At 60.4% G+C, this 26,616-nt stretch carries 26 protein-coding genes; 25 read left to right on the top strand and 1 reads right to left on the bottom strand.

What is annotated here, in order from left to right:
* The first annotated feature begins 148 nt into the window (after positions 1-148).
* The 24 genes from AC1RO0_RS21620 (at position 149) to folD (ending at position 23,827) form a co-directional block, all read left to right on the top strand.
* Positions 149-1,069, top strand: a complete 921-nt coding sequence (locus tag AC1RO0_RS21620; protein WP_153366779.1) for a flagellin N-terminal helical domain-containing protein — start codon at positions 149-151, stop codon at positions 1,067-1,069.
* 260 nt (positions 1,070-1,329) lie between these two features.
* Entirely contained in the window at positions 1,330-2,307 is a 978-nt protein-coding gene (locus tag AC1RO0_RS21615; RefSeq protein ID WP_153366777.1) for a flagellin N-terminal helical domain-containing protein, read from the top strand.
* Between the two features lie 251 nt (positions 2,308-2,558).
* Positions 2,559-3,191 (top strand): hypothetical protein, encoded by a 633-nt coding sequence (locus AC1RO0_RS21610; RefSeq protein ID WP_498594835.1) that lies wholly within the window; start codon positions 2,559-2,561, stop codon positions 3,189-3,191.
* Complete coding sequence (locus AC1RO0_RS21605; protein WP_498594834.1) at positions 3,188-4,546, top strand: MotB family protein; 1,359 nt, start codon at positions 3,188-3,190, stop codon at positions 4,544-4,546. The genes AC1RO0_RS21610 and AC1RO0_RS21605 overlap by 4 nt, the downstream gene beginning before the upstream one ends.
* Before the next feature lie 3 nt (positions 4,547-4,549).
* Positions 4,550-5,851: a chemotaxis protein MotC gene (gene motC / locus AC1RO0_RS21600; protein ID WP_498594833.1), complete on the top strand. Its 1,302-nt coding sequence runs from the start codon at positions 4,550-4,552 to the stop codon at positions 5,849-5,851.
* Positions 5,852-5,857: 6 nt separating this feature from the next.
* Positions 5,858-7,465: a flagellar hook-length control protein FliK gene (locus tag AC1RO0_RS21595; RefSeq protein ID WP_498594832.1), complete on the top strand. Its 1,608-nt coding sequence runs from the start codon at positions 5,858-5,860 to the stop codon at positions 7,463-7,465.
* Positions 7,428-8,000: a transglycosylase SLT domain-containing protein gene (locus AC1RO0_RS21590; RefSeq protein WP_498595003.1), complete on the top strand. Its 573-nt coding sequence runs from the start codon at positions 7,428-7,430 to the stop codon at positions 7,998-8,000. Before AC1RO0_RS21595 ends, AC1RO0_RS21590 begins: the two co-directional genes overlap by 38 nt.
* Positions 8,001-8,279: 279 nt before the next feature.
* The gene (rem, locus tag AC1RO0_RS21585; protein WP_498594831.1) at positions 8,280-8,951 is read left to right on the top strand and encodes a transcriptional activator Rem; all 672 of its coding nucleotides are present in this window, start codon (positions 8,280-8,282) and stop codon (positions 8,949-8,951) included.
* Positions 8,952-9,233: 282 nt separating this feature from the next.
* Entirely contained in the window at positions 9,234-10,505 is a 1,272-nt protein-coding gene (locus AC1RO0_RS21580; protein WP_498594830.1) for a flagellar hook protein FlgE, read from the top strand.
* Positions 10,506-10,529: 24 nt separating this feature from the next.
* On the top strand, positions 10,530-12,044 hold the full coding sequence (gene flgK, locus AC1RO0_RS21575) for a flagellar hook-associated protein FlgK (protein WP_498594829.1): 1,515 nt from the start codon (positions 10,530-10,532) through the stop codon (positions 12,042-12,044).
* Positions 12,045-12,047: 3 nt separating this feature from the next.
* Positions 12,048-13,106: a flagellar hook-associated family protein gene (locus AC1RO0_RS21570; RefSeq protein WP_498594828.1), complete on the top strand. Its 1,059-nt coding sequence runs from the start codon at positions 12,048-12,050 to the stop codon at positions 13,104-13,106.
* 37 nt (positions 13,107-13,143) lie between these two features.
* Positions 13,144-13,491, top strand: a complete 348-nt coding sequence (gene flaF / locus AC1RO0_RS21565; RefSeq protein WP_007700180.1) for a flagellar biosynthesis regulator FlaF — start codon at positions 13,144-13,146, stop codon at positions 13,489-13,491.
* A complete protein-coding gene (gene flbT / locus AC1RO0_RS21560; RefSeq protein WP_498594827.1) occupies positions 13,488-13,937 on the top strand; it encodes a flagellar biosynthesis repressor FlbT in 450 nt (149 codons plus the stop codon). Before flaF ends, flbT begins: the two co-directional genes overlap by 4 nt.
* Positions 13,928-14,404 (top strand): flagellar hook assembly protein FlgD, encoded by a 477-nt coding sequence (gene flgD, locus AC1RO0_RS21555; RefSeq protein WP_498594826.1) that lies wholly within the window; start codon positions 13,928-13,930, stop codon positions 14,402-14,404. The genes flbT and flgD overlap by 10 nt, the downstream gene beginning before the upstream one ends.
* Before the next feature lie 55 nt (positions 14,405-14,459).
* Positions 14,460-14,726 (top strand): flagellar biosynthesis protein FliQ, encoded by a 267-nt coding sequence (fliQ, locus tag AC1RO0_RS21550; RefSeq protein WP_007700174.1) that lies wholly within the window; start codon positions 14,460-14,462, stop codon positions 14,724-14,726.
* A gap of 150 nt (positions 14,727-14,876) precedes the next feature.
* The gene (flhA, locus tag AC1RO0_RS21545; protein ID WP_498594825.1) at positions 14,877-16,964 is read left to right on the top strand and encodes a flagellar biosynthesis protein FlhA; all 2,088 of its coding nucleotides are present in this window, start codon (positions 14,877-14,879) and stop codon (positions 16,962-16,964) included.
* Entirely contained in the window at positions 16,961-17,713 is a 753-nt protein-coding gene (gene fliR, locus AC1RO0_RS21540; RefSeq protein WP_498594824.1) for a flagellar biosynthetic protein FliR, read from the top strand. The genes flhA and fliR overlap by 4 nt, the downstream gene beginning before the upstream one ends.
* Before the next feature lie 4 nt (positions 17,714-17,717).
* Positions 17,718-18,137, top strand: coding sequence for a hypothetical protein (locus AC1RO0_RS21535; RefSeq protein WP_498594823.1), 420 nt, complete (start codon positions 17,718-17,720; stop codon positions 18,135-18,137).
* Positions 18,138-18,268: 131 nt separating this feature from the next.
* Positions 18,269-18,865 carry a rod-binding protein gene (locus tag AC1RO0_RS21530; RefSeq protein WP_047467232.1) on the top strand — a complete coding sequence of 199 codons (597 nt, stop codon included), beginning with the start codon at positions 18,269-18,271 and terminating at the stop codon, positions 18,863-18,865.
* Positions 18,866-18,878: 13 nt separating this feature from the next.
* Positions 18,879-19,247: a hypothetical protein gene (locus AC1RO0_RS21525; protein ID WP_007700153.1), complete on the top strand. Its 369-nt coding sequence runs from the start codon at positions 18,879-18,881 to the stop codon at positions 19,245-19,247.
* Positions 19,244-19,780 (top strand): hypothetical protein, encoded by a 537-nt coding sequence (locus AC1RO0_RS21520; protein WP_498594822.1) that lies wholly within the window; start codon positions 19,244-19,246, stop codon positions 19,778-19,780. The genes AC1RO0_RS21525 and AC1RO0_RS21520 overlap by 4 nt, the downstream gene beginning before the upstream one ends.
* A 258-nt stretch (positions 19,781-20,038) precedes the next feature.
* A complete protein-coding gene (locus tag AC1RO0_RS21515; RefSeq protein ID WP_498594821.1) occupies positions 20,039-20,827 on the top strand; it encodes a WecB/TagA/CpsF family glycosyltransferase in 789 nt (262 codons plus the stop codon).
* A gap of 100 nt (positions 20,828-20,927) precedes the next feature.
* The gene (locus tag AC1RO0_RS21510; protein ID WP_498594820.1) at positions 20,928-22,823 is read left to right on the top strand and encodes a GumC domain-containing protein; all 1,896 of its coding nucleotides are present in this window, start codon (positions 20,928-20,930) and stop codon (positions 22,821-22,823) included.
* A gap of 104 nt (positions 22,824-22,927) precedes the next feature.
* A complete protein-coding gene (gene folD, locus AC1RO0_RS21505; protein WP_498594819.1) occupies positions 22,928-23,827 on the top strand; it encodes a bifunctional methylenetetrahydrofolate dehydrogenase/methenyltetrahydrofolate cyclohydrolase FolD in 900 nt (299 codons plus the stop codon).
* Positions 23,828-23,833: 6 nt separating this feature from the next.
* Here the strand turns inward: folD and AC1RO0_RS21500 are convergent, their stop codons facing one another.
* Positions 23,834-24,859: a LacI family DNA-binding transcriptional regulator gene (locus AC1RO0_RS21500; protein ID WP_498594818.1), complete on the bottom strand. Its 1,026-nt coding sequence runs from the start codon at positions 24,857-24,859 to the stop codon at positions 23,834-23,836.
* Positions 24,860-25,168: 309 nt separating this feature from the next.
* On the opposite strand from AC1RO0_RS21500, the gene AC1RO0_RS21495 reads away from it, so the two are divergent.
* Positions 25,169-26,530 (top strand): ABC transporter substrate-binding protein, encoded by a 1,362-nt coding sequence (locus AC1RO0_RS21495; protein ID WP_498594817.1) that lies wholly within the window; start codon positions 25,169-25,171, stop codon positions 26,528-26,530.
* Positions 26,531-26,616: the final 86 nt, after the last annotated feature.

Here is a 26,616-nt window from a genome sequence, read left to right as displayed (position 1 = left end):
TTTATTAAGCCTGATGCTGTCATTTGCGACTAACGCAACGGTTGGTTAACCTCTCCTAAGAGCCGGTTAACAGGCATGACGCTGATTGCCGTTCCCGGCCGCAGACCGGAATGTCCCTTCCCATTTCAGCCATAAGGGGCACCCTTCGATGACAAGCATCCTGACCAACGACGCGGCAATGTCCGCCCTCCAGACTCTGCGCTCGATCAGCACCAACCTGGAAGATACGCAGAACCGGGTTTCCTCCGGCTATCGTGTCGCCAAGGCTTCGGATAACGCCGCCTACTGGTCGATTGCGACCACGATGCGTTCCGACAACAGCGCGCTCTCGGCCGTCTCCGACGCGCTCGGCCTCGGCGCCGCCAAGGTCGATACCGCCTATACGGCCATGGACAATTCCATCTCCGTCGTCCAGCAGATCAAGGACAAGCTCGTTGCTGCAACGGAAAACAGCGTCGACAAGGCCGATGTCCAGGAAGAAGTCTCGCAGCTTCAGCAGCAGCTCGAGAGCATTGCGCAGTCCGCATCCTTCTCCGGACAGAACTGGATGATCGCGGCCGACGGCGCGTCCGCATCGGTCGTATCGTCCTTTGTGCGCAACAATGACGGCTCGGTCGCGGTCAACAGCACCAGCTATGCGTTCGATACGGGATCGGCGGGCAACGTCATGTTCGGTGCCGACGCCAGCGGCACGATCGACACCACCTCCGGCATTCTCGGCACGAAGCAGGACATCAACGGCACATCCTATTCCGTCTTCAGCCTCGACATCACCAATATGACGAGCGGCGATATCGCCAAGGCGATGAACCTGGTGCAGTCGGCGCTGAACACGATGACGAGCACCGCTTCGCAACTCGGCTCCCTGTCCACCCGCATCGACCTGCAGACGAGCTTTGTCTCGGCGCTCAGCGACACGATCGATTCCGGCGTCGGCAAGCTCGTCGATGCCAATATGGAAGAAGAATCCAGCAAGCTTTCGGCCCTGCAGACGCAGCAGCAATTGGCCATCCAGTCGCTGCAGATCGCCAACAACAGCGCTCAGAACGTTCTGGCGCTCTTTAAGTGAGCCTTGACCGGAGCTTGCGTCGCGATCCGGTGGCGGCATTTCCTTCTTGCCGCCGCCCATAAGCTTTTGCTAACCCTGTTGGGTAACTGATTTGCAATATCTGCGCAGGGCTTGGCGTCCGATCGATTTGGTCGGCGCCGTTTCAAGGCCCTGCTCGAGCGACGGGCCGCGTGGGATCATTCCCGCTGGCGGGCATGAGGCCGATCGTTGCTGCCGGTTTGATCCGGTTTGCCAGTCCCAATGGAATTACGGGTTTTCAGATGAGCAATGTGACGACGAACCGCGCCACCTCGGCGGCGCTGACTGTGTTGCGTGGGGTCAACAAAGATCTTGGCGTCGTGCAGCAGCAGGTTTCATCCGGTTTTCGCGTGGCAAGCGCAAGCGACGACCCGACCTATTGGTCGATGGCGACAACCATGCGGTCGGACCAGAGCAGCCTTTCCACCATCACCGACGCGCTCGGTCTTGGCGCCTCGAAGGTCGACACCGCTTCCACCGCCATGGATACGGTTGTCAGCATCGTGAGCCAGATCCGCGCCAAGCTTGTATCGGCGCAGGAAGCCGGAGCGGACAAGAGCGCAGTCAACACCGATATTCAGCAGCTCAAGGATCAGCTGCAATCGGTGACACAATCTGCCGCCTTCTCCGGAGAAAACTGGCTCTACAACACCAGTGCGCAGGCCGACACCCAGAAATCGGTGATCAGCAACTTCACGCGCGGTTCGAGCGGCCAGGTCAGCCTGGTATCGATCAACTACGACAGCTCGCAAACCCTGATGATCGACACCGCCGATGCAAGCCGGGGACTGCTGACGAAGAATATCGATGCCAGCACGCTGGGCACTTCAGATGGCACGTCAACAGCTCGCAATTACTATCTCCTGGCCGCCGATTCCGGCACAGCGCCGACCGATGGCACTGAGATCTCCATTTCCGATAGCACCACGGATGCCGAGCTGACCGACATGCTCAACGTCACCAATTCGATTTTGACGTCGGTGACATCGGCTGATTCGACGCTGGGCGCGATGAAGTCACGTATCGACGATCAGTCGGACTACATCTCCAAGCTCAGCGACGGCATCAAGACCAGCGTCGGCGATCTTGTCGACACCAATATGGAAGAGGCCTCGGCACGCCAGAGCGCGCTGCAGACGGCGCAGCAGATGGGCATCCAGTCGCTTTCGATTGCCAATACCATGGCGAGCAAGGTGCTGATTCTTCTTCAGGGAAAATGATTTCCGCGAGAGGCGCGGCTAGGGTTGCCGCGTCTGCCGCATTCATCCTCGCACAAGTTTGACCCCCTACGGTCCCTCGCAATGGCAGGGTTGCATCATACTCCGGAGACGGTCGGCGTCACGCCGGGAGGATGCGGCCGCAGGACGGAAACCGGAAGCGTGATGATCGACGTTTTGAGCATGGGAATTCAACGGGCCTGTCGAGGCATCCACGCGCGGCCTTGTGCCGGCAAAGGCGAGGGAATGTTCTCATGAGCCCGACGCTATCCCGCTATCTCAAGGATTTCGGTGCGGAATTGCCCCCGTCCGCCGCGCTGCCGGATTTGATCTTCGACGAGACACCGGCCTTTCTCGACAGTCCTGTGGAACCGCCGGTCGATATCGAAGCCGAGCGCCGCGACGCTTATGCGCAGGGCCATGAGGCTGCGACACAGGAATTGTTGCTGAGGCATCAGCAGGCGCTCGAGGCAATGGCCGAAGCCCACCGAGGCGAGATGGACACGCTTCGCGCTCGCTACGAGGAGCAGGCGGCCGAAAGGATCGCCGCCGATATGACGCAGATCGCCACCATACTCGGGCAGACGGTCAGCATCGAGGCCGCCGCCGTGCTTGCACCGATCATGACGGAAGCGCTGACGGCCAAGGCCGTCGCCGATCTTGCCGATCTGGTGGCTGCCTCCATTCTCGATGGTGCAGTCGGCCCGGTTACCGTCAGCGGTCCCCGCCATCTCTTCGATATCCTCCATGCCCGTCTCGACGATCATGGCGCCCTGCTGCGCCATGTCGAGGCCGACGATGTCGATCTCTCCGTGACGATCGGCGAGAGCGTCCTCGTGACCCGCATGTCCGCCTGGGCCGCTAGCCTGAGAGAGATACTGAAATGAGCGATGGCGATCAGAATCAAGGCAAGCACGAGATCATCATCGTCAAGCGGCATGGTGCCAACGAGCATGAAGGCGGTCATGGCGGCGCCTGGAAGATCGCCTATGCCGACTTCATGACGGCGATGATGGCCTTCTTCCTGGTGATGTGGCTGGTGAATGCCGCAAACGAAGAGACCAAGGCCTCGGTCGCCTCCTATTTCAATCCGATCAAGCTCGCCGACGAAAAGCCGACCGAGAAGGGGCTGAAGAAGCCTGTCGATCAGGCCGACGGGAAAAAGAACGAGGCGAAATCGCAGAACGAGGAAACCAATCCGAACAACGGCAAGTCAGCCAAGACCGGCGAGGATCAGACCTCGACCTCGGGCGACCAGACTGCCTATTCGGAGGCCGATTTCTTCGAGAATCCCTATTCGGTCCTGGCCGAGATCGCCCAGCAGGTCGGCCAGCAGGCCAATGTCAGCGCCAAGGGCGAGGGTGGTGCCGCCCAGTCGGGTCCGGCGACTGGCGCCGATGGCGGCCAGGCCTATCGCGATCCCTTCGATCCGGATTTCTGGACCAAGCAGGTTCAGGTTTCCAGTGCCTCGAAGAAGGCCAATGAAGAACAGGCCGCCAAATCCGATCAGGTGTCGAAGGGAGAGGTGATCGCCCTTTCCAAGGCGACAGCTGCCGATTCCGGTGAGCCGACCGACAAGCCCCAGACGCCGGAAGATCAGCCGACGTTGAGCGACCAGCGGCAGAAGGGGCAGGGCGTCGACGAAAAAAGCGCCTCGGCGACGCAGAGCAAGGACATAGCGCCACCCAAGGACCAGCAGCAGAGCGCCAAGGAGCTGCAGCAGGCGATCCAGGCCGAGATCAGCGGCGTCGCTGGTCAACTGGCCGAGGGCGTTCAGGTGGCGTCGGCCGAGGGCGGTCTTCTTGTGACGATTTCCGACCAGTCCAACGATCCGATGTTCAATATCGGTTCGGCCGTGCCGCGCCGGGAAATGGTGCTGGCAATGGCGAAGATCGGCAAGATCCTGTCCGACCGCAAGGGCGTGATCCTGATCCGCGGCCATACCGATGGCCGCCCCTACATGGTCGGCGGTCACAACGACAATTGGCGCCTGTCGCTCGATCGTGCCCAGAGCGCCTACTACATGCTCACCAGTGCCGGGCTGGACGAGAAGCGGATCGAGCAGGTTTCCGGTTTTGCGGATCGCCGTCTGAAGCTGCCCAATGATCCCTTTAACGACGCCAACCGCCGCATCGAGATTTTGATCGAGGATGCCAAGGATCAGTCAGGTGGCCAGGCCCCGACGGCGCCGGGCGCCGGCAAGCCGGGTCAGGGCAAGCAAACCCAGGGCAAACAGGGATAGTTCATGGCGCGCATTCAGCATCGTCATCGCCTCGCGCTCGCGTTCACCCTCGGCATGCTCATGCCGGGGGGGCTTCGTGCGGAGAGCCAGGATGGCCTGCCGCCCTACAAGATATTGCGCTCTCTCGAATTCATCCAGGATTCCGTGGTGGCGGGCGACAGTTCGGCCGGCGAGATGCAGCGCTTCATGCTGTCGACCATTGACGAACGCCTGCGCAACGCAGACAAGTCCGTGTTCGACGATAGCCGAAACGTCGATGCCGCGCTGATCTATGCCATGAGCGGCGGCAATCCGGAGACGCTGGAATATCTGATGTCGCGCGACATCAACGGCAATTTCGACAATCGCGTCGCCGACGTCCTTCGGAAATATCTGAACGGCAAGGGACTGCTGGTGGTCAACACGCTTGCCGATATCGCCAGGGAATATCGCGACAAGAAGATCGGTCCCTATCTCTCGCTTGTCGCAGCCAATGTCATGTCCGCCAAGAATCCGAAGGAAGCCCTGAAGCTTTACGACTGGGCGCGTCTGGCGTCGCCGGGCACCATTGTCGAGGAATCGGCCCTGCGCCGCTCCCTGGCGCTCAGCGCCGATGCCGGCATGGTGCCGCAGGGGCTTGGTTATGCGGCGCGCTACACGCGGCGTTTCCTGCACTCGCCCTATGCCAGCCAGTTCGCCGATCTCTTCGTCCAGCTCGTCGTCGATCATGATGCGGACGTCAAGCAGCAGGACATCATCGATATCCTGTCCTTCATGGATCCGCCACGGCAGCGGGAAGTCTATCTGCGCATGGCGCGCCGCGCCGCCATCGCGGGCAAGGCCGATCTTGCCGCGCTGGCCTCCGGCCGCGCCCAGGCCATCACCAATGACGGCAGCGATGCGTTCAGCGCGCTGGCGGGCTTCTATGGCGGCGTTGCCGGGGTATCGACACCTGATATGGGAACGGCGATCCGCAAGATAGACCAGATGCCGGCCGGTGAATTGAACCAGCAGGACCGCGCTTTGCGCGAAGCCGCCAGGATGGTGGCGGACGAGATCCTGCGCGCGCCCGACCCGACAAGCCTGAAGCAAGGCTCGCCGCTTAATCTGCCTAATCAAGAACATACTGAACACGATGCTGCTGTGACGAACCAATCGGGGGCCAAATCCCCCGGCACGGCGGGTGTTGAGGCGGGAGCCGCGGTGAATGCGGCTCACACCCCGGAGGAAGGAAGGCAGGAGGCCGATCCTTCGTTCAATGCATTCGTCACGACGAGCCGCTCGAAGCTTGATGCCATCGACGGCCTGTTGAAAGCAGGAAAGTAATTGATCATGCAGGATATCGGTATCTCCAGTGCCCCGTCCGGGGCCGATCTCATTGCTGTCGCCAAGGGTGGACGTCCGGCGAAACAGGATGACGGCGCCGGCAAGGGGTTCCAGGATGCGCTGACCAGCTCGCTCGGCAACGGAAGCAAATCCGGCGCGAATGCCAATGGCGACGCGGGCACGGTTGCGGCGGGCGCTGATACCAACATCAACGCGGATGGAGCTGCTGCCCAGCCCGCCGATCTCGCGACGGTCGTTTCCGCCACGGGGGGTAGCATTGGTACCGGAGCCGAGATGATCGACCCGTCCCTGGCGAACCTCGCCAATTCGGCAACGCTGACCAAGGGCGCCAAACCGCCGGTCGGCGCCAAATTTCCGCAGGAAGCGAGTGCCGCCAATCTCTCCAAATCGCTGATGGATCTTCAACAGGCAGTCCCCGACGACACCGCAACAGCCGATGCGACCAAGACGACCGGCGGAGCGGATACGGCGCAGCCCCAGGTCCTGGCTCCGGATCAGCTCGATGATCTCGCCCAGCAATTGGCGGAAGTTGTCCTTGACGATCCGTCTGCCGAGACTGATGGTGACGGCAAGACGACGCCCGTCAAGGCTGGTAAAACCCCGCCGGTTACGGATGATGGTAAGTCATTGCCGACGCAGAGCACTCAAACGGGCAGTGCTGTATCGGACGTGCTGTCGCTCTTGAATGCGCAGCAGACAGCGGTCGCGCCGCAGAGCGCTGCGGCCGCCTTCACCGGAACGGACGTGAAACCGCAAGCGGCGCCGGATCAATCCTTGCCGACGATCGCCAATGTGGCGACGAAGGATGCGTCGGTGGATACCCAGGATACCATGGCGGCCGTTCCGAGCGCCGGCGACGATACGGCCGCGGCACAGACCTTCCGGCTGGTGCGTGCAGATGGGCGTGGTGGTTCGCTGGACATGTCGGTGAGCAAGGGCAGCGATGATACGGCGCAGGCCGACATCTCGCTATCGGGCGGCGGTAATGCGCAGACCGTCACGGTCCTCGATTCCCGCCGCTATCTCGGTCTTGCGGCCAATTCCAATTCGGCCCTCGTCACCTCCGTCCTTGGTGGAAACAAGGATTGGTCAGGAGCGATGCAGCCGGGCTCGGCGCTCGCCAACGCGGCGAGCTGGACGAGCACCGGCAAGGTCGTCAACACACTGAAGATTCAGCTGAATCCCAACAACCTTGGCGAAGTCACCGCAACCATGCGGCTTTCGGGCGATCAGTTGAGCGTCGATCTGAAGGTGCAGACCGGCGAGGCCTACCGGCAGCTCCACGCCGATCAGAGCCACATGGTCGATGCCCTCCGCGCCCAGGGCTATCAGGTCGACAGCATCACCGTCAGCATGGCCGCGAACAGCGATCAGTCGTCGGATAGCAACCGGCAATCCGGCTTCCAGGGGCAGTCCCAACAGCAATCCTTGATGAATCAGGGGCAGGGTGGGGACGCGCGTCCAAAGGGACAGAACTATTCGGGGCAGCAGGCAAATGGCAATGACGGCAATCGCAGCACGGGCGAACGCGGCATGGAGGACAGTGCTGCAGGCTATGCTCAGCGTCTGCGCTCTGGCGACGTTTACCTCTGACGCCCTTGCGTCGGGAAATGCGGCATCGCCAGACAATGGTGCGGCCGGCCTTTGCGAACGCGAGATCCAGTCGGCGGCGGCAAAATACGGGATACCGGAAGGGATCCTCTATTCGGTTGGCCTGACGGAGACGGGACGCAAGGGGTCACTCTATCCTTACGCACTCAACATCGAAGGCAAACCGTATTTCCCCGCGTCTCAAAATGCTGCCCTGCAGACCTTCGCGGCGGCAAAACAGAACGGCGCAAAGCTGATCGACATAGGCTGCATGCAGATCAATCAGTATTTTCACGGAGAGAATTTCGCATCCGTCGCCGCCATGTTCGATCCGCATAGCAATGTCGAATACGCCGCAAAGTTCCTTCGCGCCCTTCATGACAGGCATGAGACCTGGACGATGGCGGTAGCTCGATACCACGCTGGGCCGAACAACGACCCCGCCCAGAAGGTCTATGTTTGCCGCGTCATCGCCAATCTGGTGGCCACCGGCTACGGGAAATGGACGCCCAACGCAGCAAACTTTTGTCACGATTGAGCAACCTATAGATTGCATGCCGTCATATTGTCGCCGCAGCTATCCGCCTTCGAATGGTTGACAGCGGCCAGATGAGATGAATAGCGTATATTCATAATGTTCTAATTAACAATTTTTTTTAGGTGCTGAATCGAGATTGCCCACTACATCTAGTGCAAATCGCGCCCTAAATCTTAATCAATTATTAATTCCCGTCACTCATTTCCGACAGTTGTTCGTGATTCGCCCGATTCGTACCCATAGGTCATCGAAACACCACACTGATTCGGAGGCGGACGAATGATCGTAGTGGTTGATGAGCGCGAGCTCGTTAAGGACGGCTATACTTCACTTTTTGGGCGGGAAGGCATCCCGTCAACGGGGTTTGATCCCCGGGAATTCGGCGAATGGGTTGTGACGGCCGCGGAGGGCGATATTGCCGCGGTCGAAGCATTCCTGATCGGACAGGGCCAGCACGTACACGACTTGCCTCGGGCAATCCGTGACCGTTCGGCGGCACCGGTCATCGCCGTCAGCGATCAACCCTCGCTGGAATCGACACTGGCGCTTTTTGACTGCGGCGTCGACGATGTCGTGCGCAAGCCGGTGCATCCAAGAGAAATCCTGGCCCGTGCGGCGGCGATCCGTCGCAGGCTGAAGGCGATCTCCAATTACACCGATATCGGCCCCATCCGTGTTTTCTCGGATGGCCGTGATCCGGAGGTCAATGGCGAGGTCTTCGCATTGCCACGGCGCGAGCGGCGCATCCTGGAATATCTGATTTCCAACCGTGGTCGGCGCGTGACCAAGACGCAGATCTTCAATGCGATCTACGGCATCTTCGATGAAGAAGTCGAAGAGAACGTCGTCGAAAGCCACATCTCCAAGCTGCGCAAGAAGCTGCGCAAGAGGCTCGGTTTCGATCCGGTCGATTCCAAGCGCTTCCTCGGCTACTGCATCGATTGGACTTGATGCGTCCACCGAGGCCTGGCGCGATGGCGCCTTGAAATGAATGAACGAGCCCGAGGATCTTCCGATTCTCGGGCTTTTTCACGACCTCAAGTTCCGCTCATGACGTAGCTGCCATAACGTGCGTCAATGCTTACCATTTCCATGTTCTTCAGGCATTCCGGCGGGGTGCGCGGCAAAATTCGAGATGCTGTTTCAACACGATCGGCTTTTCCTCTTTTCAGACAGCTTCACGCAAGGCCCGGTCCCTACTCTCAGCCCTATAAGGAATAACGAGGATTCCAGATGAGCATTTTCGGCAGCATGAAAACCGCGATCTCAGGGATGAATGCCCAGGCGAACCGTCTGGGGACTGTTTCTGACAATATCGCCAACTCCAGCACGACTGGCTACAAGCAAGCGTCGACGAGTTTCTCGTCTCTCGTGCTGCCGTCTTCCAGCGGCAACTACAATTCCGGTGGCGTCGAGACGACGGTTCGCTATGCGATCTCGCAGCAGGGCAACGTCACCGCCACCACGTCCAGCACCGACCTCGCAATTCAGGGCAACGGCTTCTTCGTCGTTCAGAGCTCGTCCGGACAAACGTTTCTGACCCGCGCCGGCGATTTCTCGGCGGATTCTTCCGGCAACCTCGTCAATGCCGCTGGCTTCACGCTGATGGGCTATTCCAGCGCCTCCGGCGCGCCTTCCGTGGTTGTCAACGGCTTTGAGGGCATGGTGCCGGTCAATGTTACGCCGAGCGGCACGAATACGGTAGCGACCTCGACCGGCAGCATGTCTGGCAACCTCAACTCCAATGCCACTGCTGTCGACGGGACCAGTGGCTCTCTGCCCTCGGCGAATACATCTCCGGTGACAACCGACACCAGCAAGAGCTCGATTACCGGCTATGACAACCAGGGCAACAAGGTTGTCTTCGACGTCTATTACACCAAAACCTCGGACAATAACTGGGAAGTCGCGGTCTACAATCATGCGGACGCCGCATCGGGCGATACGCCGTTCCCCTATGGCGGTGACGGTCTGCTCGGCAGCACGGCCCTGACTTTCGATCAGAACGGCGCCATGACATCTGATGGAGCACTCGACGTCGCGTTCGGAGATGATACGCCGCAACAGAGCATCGCGATGGATTTCTCGGGCTTCACACAGGTTGCCACCGACTTTACCGCCACGGGTAAGATGAATGGCCAGGCGCCCAATCCGGTGACCAGCGTGACGATCGCCAAGGATGGCACGGTCAGCGCGATCTACAAGGACGGCTCCAACAAGGAACTCTATCGCGTTCCGCTGGCCACAGTGGCAAGCCCCGACAGTCTGACGCTGGAAACCGGCAACGTCTACTCGGCTAACGGCGAGTCCGGTGTGACGGTCACGGGTTGGCCGCAGAGTGGAGGCCTGGGCTACATTCAGTCCGGCGCGCTGGAAGAATCCAACGTCGACCTCGCCACCGAGCTGACGAACATGATCACAGCGCAGAAGAGCTACACCGCAAATTCCAAGGTGTTCCAGGCCGGTTCCGACCTTCTGGACGTTCTCGTCAACCTGCAGCGTTAAACACGATAGGGTACCGGGTCAGTCATGTCGCTCACAACAGCTCTCAACAACGCGCAAGCGATATTCAACAATAGCGGCACGCAAAGCAGTGTCGTGTCGAACAATATCGCCAATGCCGGGAATACCGATTATTCCCGTCGCCAAGCGATGCTGACGACCGACATGTCTGGCGCGCAGGTCGTGAAGATCGCCCGCGCCAACGAGCCGGCCCTGCAGAAGGCGTTCCTCTCCAGCACGTCGAGCGATGCGGCACAGCAAAGTCTCCTGAAGGCCTATACCAGCCTCCAATCCGCAACGCTCGGCGGTAACGACAATGAGGTTGCGCCGGCCACCTACCTGTCGAATTTGCAGACGGCGATGCAGACCTATGCGAGCTCGCCGTCCAGCACGACGGCGGCGCAATCCGCCGTCAATGCGGCGCAGAGCCTCGCAACCGCCCTGAACAATGCCACCACGACGGTTCAGAGCGTTCGCACCGATGCCGACAAGCAGATTGCGTCTGACGTCGACACGCTGAACGGTCTGCTGAAGCAGTTCCAGACGGCGAATGACGCGGTCACGAGCGCGACCGCGACGCCCAGTTCCACATCGACAGCGCTTTCCAATGCGCTCGACCAGCGCGATTCGATCCTGAAGCAGATTTCGCAGATCGTCGGCGTCACGACAGTGACCCGCGACAACAACGACGTGGCACTTTACACCACTGGCGGCGCGACGCTGTTCGAGACGATCCCGCGCTCGGTGACCTTCACCCCGACGACATCTTATACGGCCGGCATACCCGGCAACAACGTCTATATAGACGGGGTTGCGCTGACGGCGGGGCAGGGTGCGAGCACGACGGCGCAGGGCAGCCTCCAGGCGTCGCTGCAGATTCGCGACGACGTCGCTCCGACCTACCAGAAGCAGCTCGATGAAATCGCACGCGGCCTGGTGACGACGTTTGCTGAGACGAACAAGACCGATTCCACCAAGGCGCCCGGCCTGTTCACCTGGAACGATGGCACTGGCACCGGTAGTGTTCCCGACAGCGCTACCATCGTCACCGGCATGGCTGGCTCGATTGCGGTTAATCCGGCGCTGCTGACCACTTCCAGCCAGACCGGTGACCCGACACTGCTGCGCGATGGGGGCATTAACGGTGAGGATTATATCGTTAATCCCAGCTTTGACGAAAGTGATCCCACGAAGGCGATGGATGCTGGTTATTCCACCCAGCTCGACGCCTACATCACCGGCATGAACACGAAGATGGATTTCGATCCGACCGCCGGTTCCGACACCAGCGCCAGCCTCATGGATTACGCGTCCTCTTCCATCGGCTGGCTTGAGGGCCAACGCAGCACGGCAACGTCGGCGGCGGAAAACACCTCGGCGGCGCTTTCGCGCTCCTCGACCGCCTATTCGAACGAGACCGGCGTTAACCTCGACGAGGAGCTGACGCTGATGATGGATATCGAGCAGTCCTACAAGGCGGGAACCAAAATATTGAATGCCGTCAACGAGATGCTTCAATCGGTACTGGATATTGCGAGCTAAGCCATGAAACTCTCCTTCATTTCGAGCACAGCCATTCAGAATTCGATGCGCCAGACGATCCGTCAGGCGCAGAATGAAATGACGAATGCCTCGACCGAAGCGACGACCGGCGTCTATGCCGACATCGGCGTCTCGCTCGGCAGCGGTACCGCAAGCAGCGTCAATCTCACGCGGGATGTGACGCGCATCGATTCCATCCTCAGCAGCAACTCGGTCGTCAACCAGCGGATGACCTCGTCGCAGACGGCGCTGAGCGACATGTCCTCCCAGGCCCAGAAGTTCATGGATCAGCTGGTGGCGTTGCGTGGCAACAGCGATGGCAGCAGCATACAGTTGACCCAGCAGACGGCGACTGCGACGATGTCGAGCTTCGTCGCCGATGCCAACACCATGGTCAACGGCGAATATCTCTTTGCCGGCACCAACACCGACGTGCAGCCGATGACCGACAACTCCTCGGCGGCGACCACGGCTATCCAGAGTGCCCTAGATGATTATGCAAATGGGCTTTACCCAAATCCAACCGCTCCGCAGACGGCTGTAGGTTCGTTGACGGGCGATCAGATGAAGGATTTCATCACGAACGTCGCCGAGCCGCTGGTCACGTCGGACAGCAGCTGGTCGGATTGGTCGAGTGCTTCCGATCAGAACATGTCGAGCCGCATCAGCAATTCCGAGGTTATCGAGTCCTCGACCAATGCCAATGCCACCGGCATGCGTTATCTGGCGCTTTCCACCACCGTCGCCAACGCGCTGATGGGGCAGGGTTTGAGCCAGGACGCGCTGAACGCGGTCACCGATCAGGCGACCAGCTATGCACGCCAGGCGATCGACGGGCTCAATAACCAGGCAAGCCAGCTCGGCCTGTCGCAGGCGCGTCTGACCGATGCCAACACGTCGCTGAATGCGCAGAAGACCATCATCAACACCAATATCGGCGATCTGACGGGGGTCGACCCTTACGAGGCGTCGACGAAGGTGAACAGTCTCCAGACGCAGCTCGAGACTGCTTACACCATCGTCTCCAAGATCCAGCAGTTAAGTCTTGTAAATTACCTTTGATGATCAAAGGGATGGAATGACCAGGAAGGATGCATGAATGTATCAGTTCTCATATGCGGAAGTCATGCAGGATGCAGTGGCCGACGCCAAGGAGCGAGAACGCCAGGTTCTGGACCGGTCGATTACTCTTCTCGCCGCGGCTCGTGACAAGGAGAAATACGGCCGCGAAGCCATCGAGGCGCTGTTTTACACGAGACGCGTCTGGGTCAGCTTCATCGAGGATCTGAAAAGTCCGGATAACCAGCTTAACGTCGAACTGCGCGCCAATCTCATCTCCATCGCACTTTGGATCCTGAAGGAATGCGACAGGATCCGGAGGCGCCAGTCGGAGAATTATCAAGGCATCATCGATGTCACCACCATCATCAGGGATGGACTTAAATGAAAAGTACGCTTCGCATATCGCTTAAAGCCGGGGAAAAGATCTTCATCAACGGGGCCGTGCTGCGCGTTGATCGCAAGGTTGCCCTGGAATTCCTGAATGATGTGACTTTCCTGCTCGAGAACCACGTTCTCCAGCCGGAGGAGGCGACGACGCCGCTGCGCCAGCTCTATTTCATCGCGCAGATGATCCTCATCAATCCGGAAGGCAAGGACCAATCGACGGCGATGTTCCGCAAGTCGATCGTCATGCTGCTCTCGTGCTTCCGTCACGAGGAAGTGCTCGCCGAGCTGAAGCGCATCGATGGCCTCGTCGCCACCGGCCGCGCCTTCGACGCGCTGAAGGCGATCCGTGGCCTCTACGCGATCGAGGACACTATCCTGAACAACCAGGAAATGCCGGCAGCAACGATCGAGCATATTCGTCGGGAGATCGCACCGTGGCGATAGATGCAGTTACCAGCAGCACCAGTACCAGCAGCTCCTCGAGCACCGCGGCGACGGCGGCGGCGAGCGCCAGCCTGAACTACAACGACTTTCTCAAGCTTCTCATCGCGCAGATGAAGACGCAGGATCCGACCGATCCGATGGATGCCACTCAGCAGATTTCGCAGCTCGCGAGCTTCTCGCAGGTCGAGCAGCAGATCCAGACGAACTCGCACCTGGAAACGGTGTTGCAGAACCAGTGGATCTCGCAAGCGTCGGATTACATCGGCAAGGAGATCATGAGTGCCGACGGCACGACCACCGGCACCATCAAGGAAGTAACCGTCTATTCGGACGGTATTATCGCGCAAACGGAAGCAGGGGATAAGATCCTGTTGCAGGCGGGCGTTACCGTCGCACCGGCAGGAACGACGATTGTCGCGCCGACGACAACGAGCGATACTACCACCAGTGATTCGACGACTGAGTAGTGTCGACACGACCAGCAGCTCATGAGGAGCCGGCTGAGCAGAGGATGATGAGGCCATGAACGAAGCCGATGCATTGGATATTTTCCAGGCAGCCATCTGGACGGTGCTTGTCGCCTCCGGCCCGGCCGTTCTCGCCGCCATGGTCGTCGGCTTGGTGATCGCCCTGATCCAGGCGCTGACCCAGGTGCAGGAGGCCACGTTGACCTTCGTGCCGAAGATCGTCGCCGTCATGGTGACGGTCGGGATCAGCGCGCCTTTCGTCGGTTCGCAGATCTCGATCTTCACCAATCTGGTCTTCTCCCGCATCCAGTCGGGATTCTAGGGCCGACCCGAAAGCCTGAAACGGCTTCCGGATCTCGTGTGGGTGTGGGGTCAAGCCACTCTCGCGCAAGCTTCGCCTTCTACTGATCGGTTCGAATAGGGCAGACGGTTCAGCCGTTTGCCTCCTCTCATGAAGAGACGGAACCGGTCGATGGCACAACCACCCGCATTAGCACTTCCCAAAGTGAATCCCAGCGTCCGTGATATCGGGTTTGCCCTCGGCATCATGGTCATCCTGTGCGTGCTGTTCCTGCCGATCCCGCCGTTCCTCATCGACATGGGCCTGGCTTTCTCGATCGCGCTCTCGGTGCTGATCCTGATGGTGGCGCTGTGGATCAAGAAGCCGCTGGAATTCTCGTCCTTCCCGACCATTCTTTTGATCGCCACCATGATCCGTCTGTCGCTGAACATCGCGACGACGCGCGTCATCCTTTCGCATGGCTATGAAGGTCACGATGCGGCGGGGGGTGTCATTGCGGGCTTCGCCAGCCTGGTCATGTCCGGCGATTTCGTTATCGGTCTGATCGTCTTCCTGATCCTGATCACCATCAATTTCATCGTCATCACCAAGGGCGCGACGCGTATCGCCGAAGTCGGCGCGCGTTTCACCCTGGATGCCATCCCCGGCAAGCAGATGGCGATCGACGCCGATCTGTCGGCCGGCCTGATCGACGAGAAGGAAGCGCAGCGGCGGCGCAAGGAGCTGGAGGAGGAAAGCTCCTTCTTCGGCGCCATGGACGGTGCCTCGAAATTCGTGCGCGGCGATGCCGTCGCCGGCCTGCTCATCACCTGCATCAACATCTTCGGCGGCATCATCATCGGCTATTTCCGCCACGGCATGGAGATCGGCCAGGCGGCGGATGTCTTCGTCAAGCTTTCTGTCGGCGACGGCCTGGTGTCGCAGATGCCGGCGCTCATCGTCTCGCTCGCCGCCGGCCTCCTCGTTTCGCGCGGCGGCACCGCCGGCTCCACCGATCAGGCTGTCATGGATCAGCTGAGCGGCTATCCGCGTGCGCTTGCCGTATCGGCGGTCCTCATGGGCATCCTGGCCGTCATGCCGGGCATGCCGTTCTTCCCCTTCATCACTCTCTGCGGCCTGTTGGCGTCCGGCGCATGGCTCATTCCGCGCCAGGTTGCGGCTGAAAACAAGCTGCTGCGTGACGCGGAAGAAAAGAAGGTGATGCAGACGAAGGAAATGGAAAAGGACTCGGTCAAGTCGGTCCTGAAGACGTCGGAAATCGAACTGGCACTCGGCAAGATCGTTTCGACCCGCCTGCTCGGCGCTCACCAGGAGCTGGCCTTCCGCGTCGGCAAGATGCGCAAGAAATTCGCGACGCAATACGGTTTCGTCGTGCCGGAAATCAAGGTGACGGACGACATCGCCATTGCCGACAAATCCTACCAGATCCGCATCCACGGCACGACGATCGCCTCCAACACTCTGCGCGTCGGCGAAGTGCTTGTCGTCACCGGCTCGGGCCGCAAGCCGACCGTTCCCGGAGACGAGATCCGCGAGCCCGCCTTCGGCATGCCCGCCGTCTCCGTCCTCGAAGCCTTCACCGACGATCTGAAACGCGAGGGATTCCAGCCGATCGACAATGTCTCCGTCGTGCTGACCCATATGAGCGAGGTCATCCGCAACAACCTGCCGGCGCTTCTCTCCTATAAGGACGTGAAGATCCTGATCGATCGCCTCGACCCCGAATACAAGAAGCTCGCCGACGAGATCTGCTCGTCGCACATGTCCTATTCCGGCCTGCAGGCGGTGCTCAAGCTTTTGCTTGCCGAGCGCGTCTCGATCCGCAACCTGCATCTCATTCTGGAAGCCGTGGCCGAGCTCGCGCCGCATGTGCGCAAGACCGAGCAGATCGTCGAGCATGTGCGTGTACGCATGGCGCAGCAGCTCTGCGGCGATCTCGCGGACAACGGCGTGCTACGCGTGCTGCGCCTCGGCAGCAAGTGGGACCTGATCTTCCATCAGGCGCTGAAGCGCGACCAGAAGGGCGAGATCGTCGAGTTCGACATCGATCCGCGCAGCCTGGAGGAGTTCAGCGAGCAGGCGGGCAAAGTTATCCGTGAATACATGGATCGAGGCATGCCCTTCGTCCTTGTCACGTCGCCGGAAACGCGCTCCTATGTGCGTATGATCATCGAACGCCTGTTCGCGACCCTTCCGGTCCTGTCGCATGTGGAACTGGCCAAGGGGATCGAGATCAAGATTTTAGGTTCCATTTCATGATATCCGACCCCCAGGGCACCATTCTGGCGTTGTTTCTCGCCTTCTGCCGTATTGGCGGCTGTGTAATGGTGCTTCCGGGGTTCTCGTCTGGCCGCGTGCCGCCGCAGATCCGGCTATTGCTTTCGGCGGCCCTGTCGATGGCGATCCTGCCGCTGCTCTGGAACACGATCTATCCTGAGGTATCCAAGAGCAGCGCCACCTATATCAGCCTGATCTTCACCGAGACGGTGATCGGCCTGATGTACGGCATGATGGCGCGGCTTTATACGCTTGGGCTGCAATTCGCCGGCACGGTCATCTCGATGCTGATCGGCTTCAACGCGCCGGGGGGCATGGACGTCATCGAGGATTCGAACGAGACGTCGCTCACCAGCCTGATCAGCTTCTGCGGGCTGATGATATTGTTCGTCCTGGATTTCCATCATTATGTGCTGCAGGCGCTGGTCGAGTCCTATTCGGTCATCCCCTTCGGCGGCCATGTCGATGTGCGCGCCTCGCTGATTTCGATAACGGATACGCTGGCGACCACCACCTTCATCATGCTGCGCCTGGCGAGCCCCTTCCTGCTCTACGGCCTGATGTTCCAGATATCGATCGGCTTCATCAACAAGCTCGCGCCGCAGATCCCGATCTACTTCATCTCCACGCCCTATCTGCTGATGGGCGGGCTTTTCATGCTCTATCTCAGTATCGCGACCATGATCAGCCAGTTCTCCGGCGCTTTCCTCAGCGTCTTCAACGGGCATTAGCGAGATGGCCGAGAAGAGCCGGTCCGAAAAACTGAAGCGCCTCGTCGCCGTGCAGCGCCATTTGGAGCGGATCGCCGAAAACGAGCTCGCCGACACCACCCGCCAGCGCGCCGAGGTCGGCGATGCGATGGAAAGGGTGATCGGGGCGATCAGCTCTGCCGATCCGGTGCATGCGGTATTTTCGATGCAATATGCCCAGCGTTACGGCCGCCTGACGCTCAGGGACCAGCAGCTTGAGGGCATCCAGGAGCTGATCGAAATGAAGGTCCTGCAAGAGCGCACCAAGGCGGAGCGGCTGGAAGAGCATATGAAGGATGCCCGCGAGCTGGAAACGCGCGAGACGGACGACAATGCCGTCTATGACATCATCGATCAGCGCTTCGCGGATAGTACGCCAGCCTCCAGCAAGGTTCAAAAACCATAATCATCAGGATCTTGGAGGAAATGGCGCGTCGTCGAATCGCCCGCTTCCTCCAACCGTTCGATTCGGCATGATCCCGCTTGAAGGCTGCTTCGCGCGTCCGGGGATCATGCGACAGTGAAAGGAAACGTGACGTGGCTATTTCGCCTCCGAGTGATTTGGTGCTGGATGTCGTCCAGGCCGCCAGTCCGACCGACGTTCAGGCCGCCCAGGAAAAGCTTGCGGCCAACAGGGCTGCCTTCGCCGCCACCAGCCTGGCGGAAAACGGCAATGGCTTCGGCTCGACCGTGGACGCGCTCAACAGCGCCGCGACACAGGCCGGCCTCGCCAATGCCAACACCCATACGGGGCCGACGAAAGTGCCGCAGGTTTATCGCAAGTTCGAGGCCATGGTGCTGCAGAACTTCGTGAAGAACATGCTGCCGAACAGCGAAACGCTCTACGGCAAGGGCTCCGCCGGCGAAATCTGGAAGGGCATGATGGCCGAGCAGATGGGCAATACGCTCGCCAAGAACGGCGGCGTCGGCATCGCCGAAAAAATGTATCAGGATGAGGTCTCCAAGATGCGCAACACCGGCGCCATCAACTCGGCGACCAACGAGAATGACAAGAAGATGGCGCTGAGCGCCGTCGCCGATTTTCAGCGCAAGACGCTCGCCGCGTCCGAGACCGATGGTGACGGCGATACCACCGTCACCAATCAAGACGCGTTGACATCCAAGAAAGCATGAGTTGGGGGAAGACATGGAAGTAATTTCGAACGACTACCGGATCAAGTCGGTCCTCGGACGCCTGGAAATGATCATCGACAACGAGAACAACCGGATCGGCAGCGATCCGGAATTCGATCTCAAGGTGTCGAACGCTCACAAGAGCCGCTGCCTTTACGAACTGACGATGCTGTTTCGCGATACCAATCCGGCGGAGCTTGCTGTCACTCATATCGAGCAGCTGCATGGGTTGAAGAAGAAGCTGACCTTGAATGCGCGTCGCGTTGAAGCCCATCTCGAGGCCGTTCGCGCCGTCGCGGATATCCTGAAGAATGCCGTGCAGAACGCCGATGCGGACGGCACCTATTCGCAGGAGCAATTTCGTGTCCGCGAGGCCGGATGATCAAGCTCGTCCTCACCGGCCTCTGGGTCTGCGTCGTGACATTGGCTTCGGTCTATTTCTCGGTGCAGACGGCGACCGCGCCCGCGACCAGTCCTGACGACGCCAAAAAGGCGCAGCAGGAATTCGTCAAGGGCGAAGCGATCAACGTGCCCGTCATCGCCAACGGTCAGGTGACCGGCTACTTCCTCACCCGCATCTCCTTCATGATGGACAAGGGCAAGGCCAGTGCGCTGCAGCCGCCGCTGGCGGCTCTGACGACTGACGAGCTCTATTCGCTGTTGGTGGGCAATAAGGCGATCGACATCGCCCATGTCGAAACCTTCAATGTCGCTGCCTTTCGCGACGAGATCAAAAAGAATATGAACGAACGGCTCGGCGGCGACTATGTCGGCGATGTGCTGGTCGAACAGCTCGATTATCTCTCCAAGAACGAGATTGGCAGCGGTGAGGGTTCCGGGAAGAGAACAGCAAAGCCCGTGAAGATCGTCCAGGGCGATTCGCCATCGGACGCAGCACCGAAGCCGGCGCATTAAGTTTCGTCGGCGCCGATTGATCCGGCCGCTACGTTCGAGGGACGGCCGTATTCGCCGATAGTCCGAAACGGCATTAACGAAACCTTGTTTTTCCTCCGCAATTGCAATCGATTTCTCTAACGGAAGCTTGGGGCGGCCTTGTTATAAGCTCCCCCTAGCGACGTATCTGATGTTTTCCAACCGGCAGGTGGGTGAGATCTGCGTCGCAAATTTTTGCCGGCGCCGGGTCCATCGAGCGTCCGAGGCAGGAGGTTGTGGGTGAATCTGGTCGCAAATTTTGCCGTGCACGCATCGCGTCGAATGATTTTCGACCTGCCGGTCTGCGATCTCGGTTGGGAAGATACGCTCGCCTTCATCAACGAACTGGCCTCCCATCCCACCGGCCAGACCGTGATCTCCTTCGTCAATGCCCATAACATGCTGATGATGTTGCGCGACGACGACTATCGTGACGTCCTGGCGCAAAATCTTGTTCTGCCCGATGGCGTCGGTCTCGATATCGCCTCGCGGATTGCCCATGGCGATCCCTTTCCCGCCAATCTGAACGGCACCGATTTCGTGCCGGCGCTGTTGACCTTCATGGATCGGCCGAAGCGCATCGGCCTCGTCGGTGGCCGCCGTCATGTCATCGAGAAGGCCGCGGAAAATTTCCGCAAGCATGCGCCCTGGCATGAGTTCATCGTCATCGCCGACGGCTTTTTCGGCGAGGCGGGGAACGATCTGGTGACGGCGGAGATCAGCCGCCGCAAGATCGATGTGCTGATCGTCGGCATGGGAACGCCGCTGCAGGAAAAATGGGTTGCCGAGCATATCAAGCCGCAGCATGCCCGGCTGGTGATGACGGTCGGCGCCCTGTTCGATTTTGTCTCCGGCACCGTGCCGCGGGCACCCGCCCTGGTGCGCGCCACGCGCTTTGAGTGGGCCTATCGTCTGGCACAGGAGCCGGGCCGGTTGTGGCGGCGCTACATGCTTGGCGTGCCGCTCTTCCTCTATCAGGTCGTTCGGCACCAGTTCGGCCGCAAGCAGCGTATTTTGCGAGCCGACTGATCCCCTTTCGGGCGGCTGTTAACCTTTTCTTCGCTATGAAAATTTAGAATGGGTTAACCATCTGCATCGGTCGCTGACCGTGCGCGCGAGATAACCCGCCATGTTCGAAAACAAGGCCAGGACCAGACCTCATCCTGTCGAGACGGAAGCCCTGGAGGTTTCCGGCGGAGCGGTTCGTCATGCCTATCTCGACCGCGGCGAGGATGGCTATCTGATCGCGGCCAATCTCCAGCCCGCCGATCGCCATGCGGTGAGCGATGTGCAGCTGCTGGCGATCATCCAGAAGATGCTGGACGGCGACCCCTATCCGGTCTCGGGGCGGGCCAGATCCCTGGCTGTGGAAGCCGAACAGGCACAGCCGCTGCCCGACCGCATTCGCGATATCCTGCGAAACCGCCCCGCTGTCGATGAAGCAATCGTGGACGGCGAGCCGGCGCCGATTGCCTATGACCCTCCTGCCGCCCTCCATGTGGATGACGCGGCGGTTTCTCTGCCGTCTCCCGTGGTCGTTCCGGCAGTCGCGCCTGCGCCGCAACGCCGCTGGGCATTCGGGCTCGGTTCCATCGCTTTTGTCGTTATCGCTTCGCTGGCCGGTGCCTTCGTTCCGACGATGTTGGCCTCGCCGCCGCGCTATGCCTCGCAGGCTGTCCTGCGGGTGGAGGGGCAGGGGCTTCTCGATGTCGCCACCAAACGTATCGTCGCTCCGTCCCTGCTCTCCGATCTCGTCGCCAGATTGAAGCTCGATCGTGATCCGGAGTTTACCGGCGGCCGGGCCGGCGCCTTTGGTGTCGCCATGGACCTGCTGTCGGGTAACGGCAACGCATCCGACGCGCCGTCGCGCGCGCAGGCCGCTCTTCGCAAGGACATTGCCGTCACCGCCGATGCGCGGAATGGCATTTTGCGTCTCACGGTCACCACCGGCAATCCAATGAGATCGGCCGAGATCGCCAACCGCTTGGCCGATGCGACGATCTATGACGCCATGGTTGCGCAAGGTACGGGTCTCACCGGCAAAAATAGCGCGCCCGCAGATCGGAGCCTCAAAAACCTCGATCAGGCAAAGGCGGTGCTCGCCAATTTCGAGGCGCAGTACGGCGACGACAAGATCGCGGCGGCCTTGGATCTCCAAGCGCAGCGGCAGCGGTTGGATGGCGAGATCAAAGCCTCCGAGGCGGCGGTGCTGAGCGCCAAAGCCCGTGCGTCGGCCGCCAGATCCGCGACCCCCGCCACTGTCATGAGCGGCGCGTTGCCGGGCGATCTGTCGTCTACCGGTCTCGATGATCTGCGCAGCCGCTACAGCGCCGCGAAGATCGTCCTCTCCCAGCTTTCCACGCAGCTCGGCCCGCGCCATCCCCGCCTGCTAGCACAGCAGGCAACCGTCGATAGTCTTGCCGCCGACATCCGCAATCAATTGCAGCGCCTCATCGCCAGTAGCGACGCCGCCCTGAAGGCGGCGCTTGAGGATCAGGCAGCACTTTCCGCCCGAATGAAGGCTCTTGGCCAGCGGACCGTCGATGTCGATATGGCGGGCCTTGCCAGGCTGCAGGATGATGTGGCGGTAGCACAAGGCCGTTATGACGCCGACCTGCAAAACGTCGATGCCGCTTCACCCGAGGTCGCGCCGCCGATCACCGTCCTTGCCCCGGCCACGGCCGCAAAGGCGCCGCTCGACGACGATCTCGCCGGCAACCAGATCGCAGGTTTCCTGATCGGTCTCGTCGCGGCATTTTGCCTCGTGTTCCTCAGAAAATGGGTTGGCGGGGAGCTGTTTTCGCAAGATCGCACGGCCGGATCGATCGCTGTGCCGGAACCGCGTTTCGGTCCCGCGGCCGAACCGATCCCAGACCGCCCGCAATCGCACTTCGACGAGGTCATTCCCGTCGCCGATGATCAGCCCATCGTCACCGACGAACTCACGCAGATCCAGCGGGAATTGGCGCTGCTGCGTGCGAAGGTGGAAACTTATGCCGCACACCGGCGGACCGGGCGCGGCTGATTTCTCCTTGCAATTACCGCTTTCAGATATCATAGGGCGTTCGTAGGCAAATCTGCCGGGCCGACGGCTTGTAGATTGCCGCCGAACTATATCGGGAGAGACGCGTGACGACTGTGATCGACGGCAAGCAGGTGGCGGCTTCGGTGATCGAGGCGGTAAAGGCGGCAACGTCTGCTCTGGAGACGGAGACGGGCGTGAAGGCCGGTCTGGCGGTGGTGATCGTCGGTGACGATCCGGCCAGCCACAGCTATGTGACTTCCAAGAGCAGGATGGCCAAGGAATGCGGCTTCAAATCGATCCAGCACACACTGCCGGCCGAGACGACGCAGGAAGAGCTGGCAAAGCTGGTGCAGTCGCTGAACGAAGACTCCTCCATCCACGGCATCCTGGTGCAGCTGCCGCTGCCCAAGCATCTGAACTCGGAGCCGATCATTCAGTCGATCTGGCCTCAGAAGGATGTCGACGGTCTGCATGTGGTCAATGCCGGCAAGCTTGCCACCGGCGATCTCAAAACCGGCCTCATCTCCTGCACGCCGGCTGGCGCCATGCTGTTGGTGCGGCGTATCCACGGTGAGGACCTGTCTGGGCTGAATGCCGTTGTGATTGGCCGCTCCAACCTGTTCGGCAAGCCGATGGCGCAGCTTTTACTTAATGCCAATGCGACGGTGACGACGGCGCATTCGCGCACCAAGGATCTGCCGACCATCGCCCGCACGGCCGATATTCTGGTGGCGGCTGTTGGCCAGCCACAGATGGTGAAGGCCGACTGGATCAAGCCGGGCGCCACCGTCCTTGATGTCGGCGTCAACCGGATTGCGGCGCCTGAGCGCGGGGAGGGCAAGAGCAGACTGGTCGGCGATGTCGCCTTTGCCGAAGCATCCGACGTTGCCGCTGTTATTACACCGGTTCCGGGCGGTGTCGGGCCGATGACCATCGCCATGCTGATGGCCAATACCGTCATCGCTGCTCACCGGGCAGCCGGAAAACCAGTACCGAAATTCTGACTTGAGTTAGTCGGCTGGCGCCACGCCGGTCGAGGCGCGAACGATCAGCTCGGTTTTCCAAAGCTCCTGTTCGGGGAATGTCTCCGTATGCTTGATCCCGGCGATCAGCCGCTCGGCGATGCGTACGCCGGCGACGCGCAGCGATGAGCGCGTTGTCGTCAGCGGCACGGTGAAATTTTCCGGCTTCAGAAGCGTCAGCACATCGTCATGGGCAATCAGTGAGATATCCTCGCCGAGCTTCAGTTTCGCCTGGTTAATGGCGCGCACCGCGCCCAGCGCCAGCACGGTACTGGAGCAAAGAATGGCGGTCGGCCGCTTGTCGAGTTGCAGAATGCGTTCCATGACGAGCAGGCCCTGCTCATCGGTCATTGCCGTATGGCTGACGCAGGCTTCGTCCAGCGCCAGACCGCGCTCGGCAAGGGCGGCGTCCACGCCGTTTTTCCGCCGGATCGCAAAATCGAGATACATGGGACCGTTCAGCAGCGCGAAACGCCTGTGACCAAGCTGCAACAGCAGCTTGGTGGCGTCGTAGAAGGCCGCTTCGTTGTCGATGTCGAGGAAGGGATAATCCGGTTCCGAGCCGATGGATCGCCCATGCACGAGGAAGGGCACGGATAGCGATTTCAGCATGTCGAGACGGGGATCGTGGCCGCGCATATAGTTGACGAACAAGGCGTCGACATTGCCACTGACGGCAAGCCGCTTCAATGCGCCGACCTCGTCGTTCGGATCGGCGGGCGTCACGACGAAATGAAAATCATGCCGCAGTGCTTCTTCGCCAAGCCCGGTCAGAAATTCGCCGAAATGCAGGTCGGTGGGATTGCCGGGTGCGGTCGGCATGACCAGGCCGATCGAGCCGGCCTTGCCGGTTGCCAGCCGTTGCGCTGCCTTGTTGGGCCGATAACCCGTTTCCTGAACCGCCTTGAGCACGCGCTCACGGGTCTCACGATTGACTTCCGGATAACCGTTCAGCGCGCGGCTGACCGTGGTCTGCGACAGGCCGAGCATTTGTGATAGCTGCTTCAGATTCACTTGATTTGGCTCCTCCATCTCCCCCGCCGCGATGACGCCCAAATCCCTCCCGCCAGGCGACCGGCTTCCAAAGCGCTTTTAACTATGTAGCAAGACACGCATTTGAAACAAGACAAATAGCGAAATATTGCCATCCATTTCGTGCTGCAACGCGAGATATGCTGTGCATTGCGGCCAAATCCGCAAAATCGCTTGACTCCGCGCCGTCGGCAATGGGATGAGTGGGCAGCCAAAGCGCTTTGAGGAAATGAGCGCACAGCACGCGGGATGTGCTCGGCTCGTAAGATTTGTATTTGGGAGGACAACCACATGAAGAAGTTGTTTTTGATGACCGTTGCCGTTGCCGCACTGGCATCCGGAACGGCGATGTCGGCCGATCTGAAATTCCAGCCCGGCCAGGACGCGAAGTTCAACTGGAAGAGCTATGACGACTTCAAGTCCGCTCATGCGGATCTGAAGGGCGAGACGCTGACCATCTTCGGTCCGTGGCGTGGTGAGGACGAAGCACTCTTCACCAGCGTCCTGAATTATTTCACCGAGGCGACCGGAGCGAACGTCAAATATTCGTCCTCGGAAAACTATGAGCAGCAGATCGTCATCGACACCCAGGCCGGCTCGCCGCCGAACGTCGCGATCCTGCCGCAGCCTGGTCTTCTGGCCAATCTCGCCAGCAAGGGCTATCTGGCGCCGCTCGGCGACGATCTTGCCTCCTGGGTCAAGACCAACTACGGCGCCGGCGACAGCTGGGTCGGTTACGGTACCTACAAGGGCAAGGATGGCAAGGACGCCTTCTACGCCTTCCCGTACAAGGCCGACCTGAAGTCGCTCGTCTGGTATGTGCCGGAAAACTTCGAGGAAGCCGGTTACAAGGTCCCCACGACCATGGAAGACCTGTTCAAGCTCTCCGACCAGATTGTCAAGGACGGCGGCACCCCCTGGTGCATCGGCCTCGGTTCGGGCGGCGCCACCGGCTGGCCGGCGACCGACTGGGTCGAAGACCTGATGCTGCGCACCGTATCGCCGCAGGATTATGACGGCTGGGTCGACAACAGCCTGAAGTTCAACGATCCGAAAGTCGTCAACGCCATCGACGAATTCGGCAAGTTCGCCAAGAATGCGAAATACGTCAACGGCGGTGTCGCTGCCGTCGCCTCGACCGACTTCCGCGACAGCCCGAAGGGCCTCTTCGCGGTACCGCCGAAGTGCTACCTACACAAGCAGGCCTCTTTCATCCCCTCCTTCTTCCCGGAGGGCACGAAGCTTGGCCAGGACGCCGACTTCTTCTACTTCCCGCCCTATGCGGCGCATCCGGAACTCGGCAAGCCGGTTCTCGGCGCCGGCACGCTGGCGGCCATCACCAAGGACTCGAAGGCCGCGCGCGCCTTCATCCAGTTCCTGCAGACGCCAATCGCCCAGGAGGTCTGGATGGCGCAGTCCGGCTTCCTGACCCCGTATAAGGGTGTCAACACGGCCACCTACGCCAACGATACGATGAAGAAGGAAGGCGAACTTCTGACGACCGCCACGACCTTCCGCTTCGACGGTTCCGACCTGATGCCGGGCAAGATCGGTGCGGGCGCATTCTGGACCGGCATGGTGGACTTCGTCGGCGGCAAGTCGGCGCAGGACTCGGCTGATGCGATCCAGAAGGCTTGGGACGGCATCAAGTAGCCTGACAGTGCGCAAAGGCATCGCCGGTATCTCCCGGCGATGCCGATCTGCCTTGCGACGATCGGTGCCCTGGAGAGCGCCGACGA

Source organism: Rhizobium sp. GW821-FHT14E12 (assembly GCF_058803745.1).
This window is presented reverse-complemented; position numbering and strand designations above follow the sequence as displayed.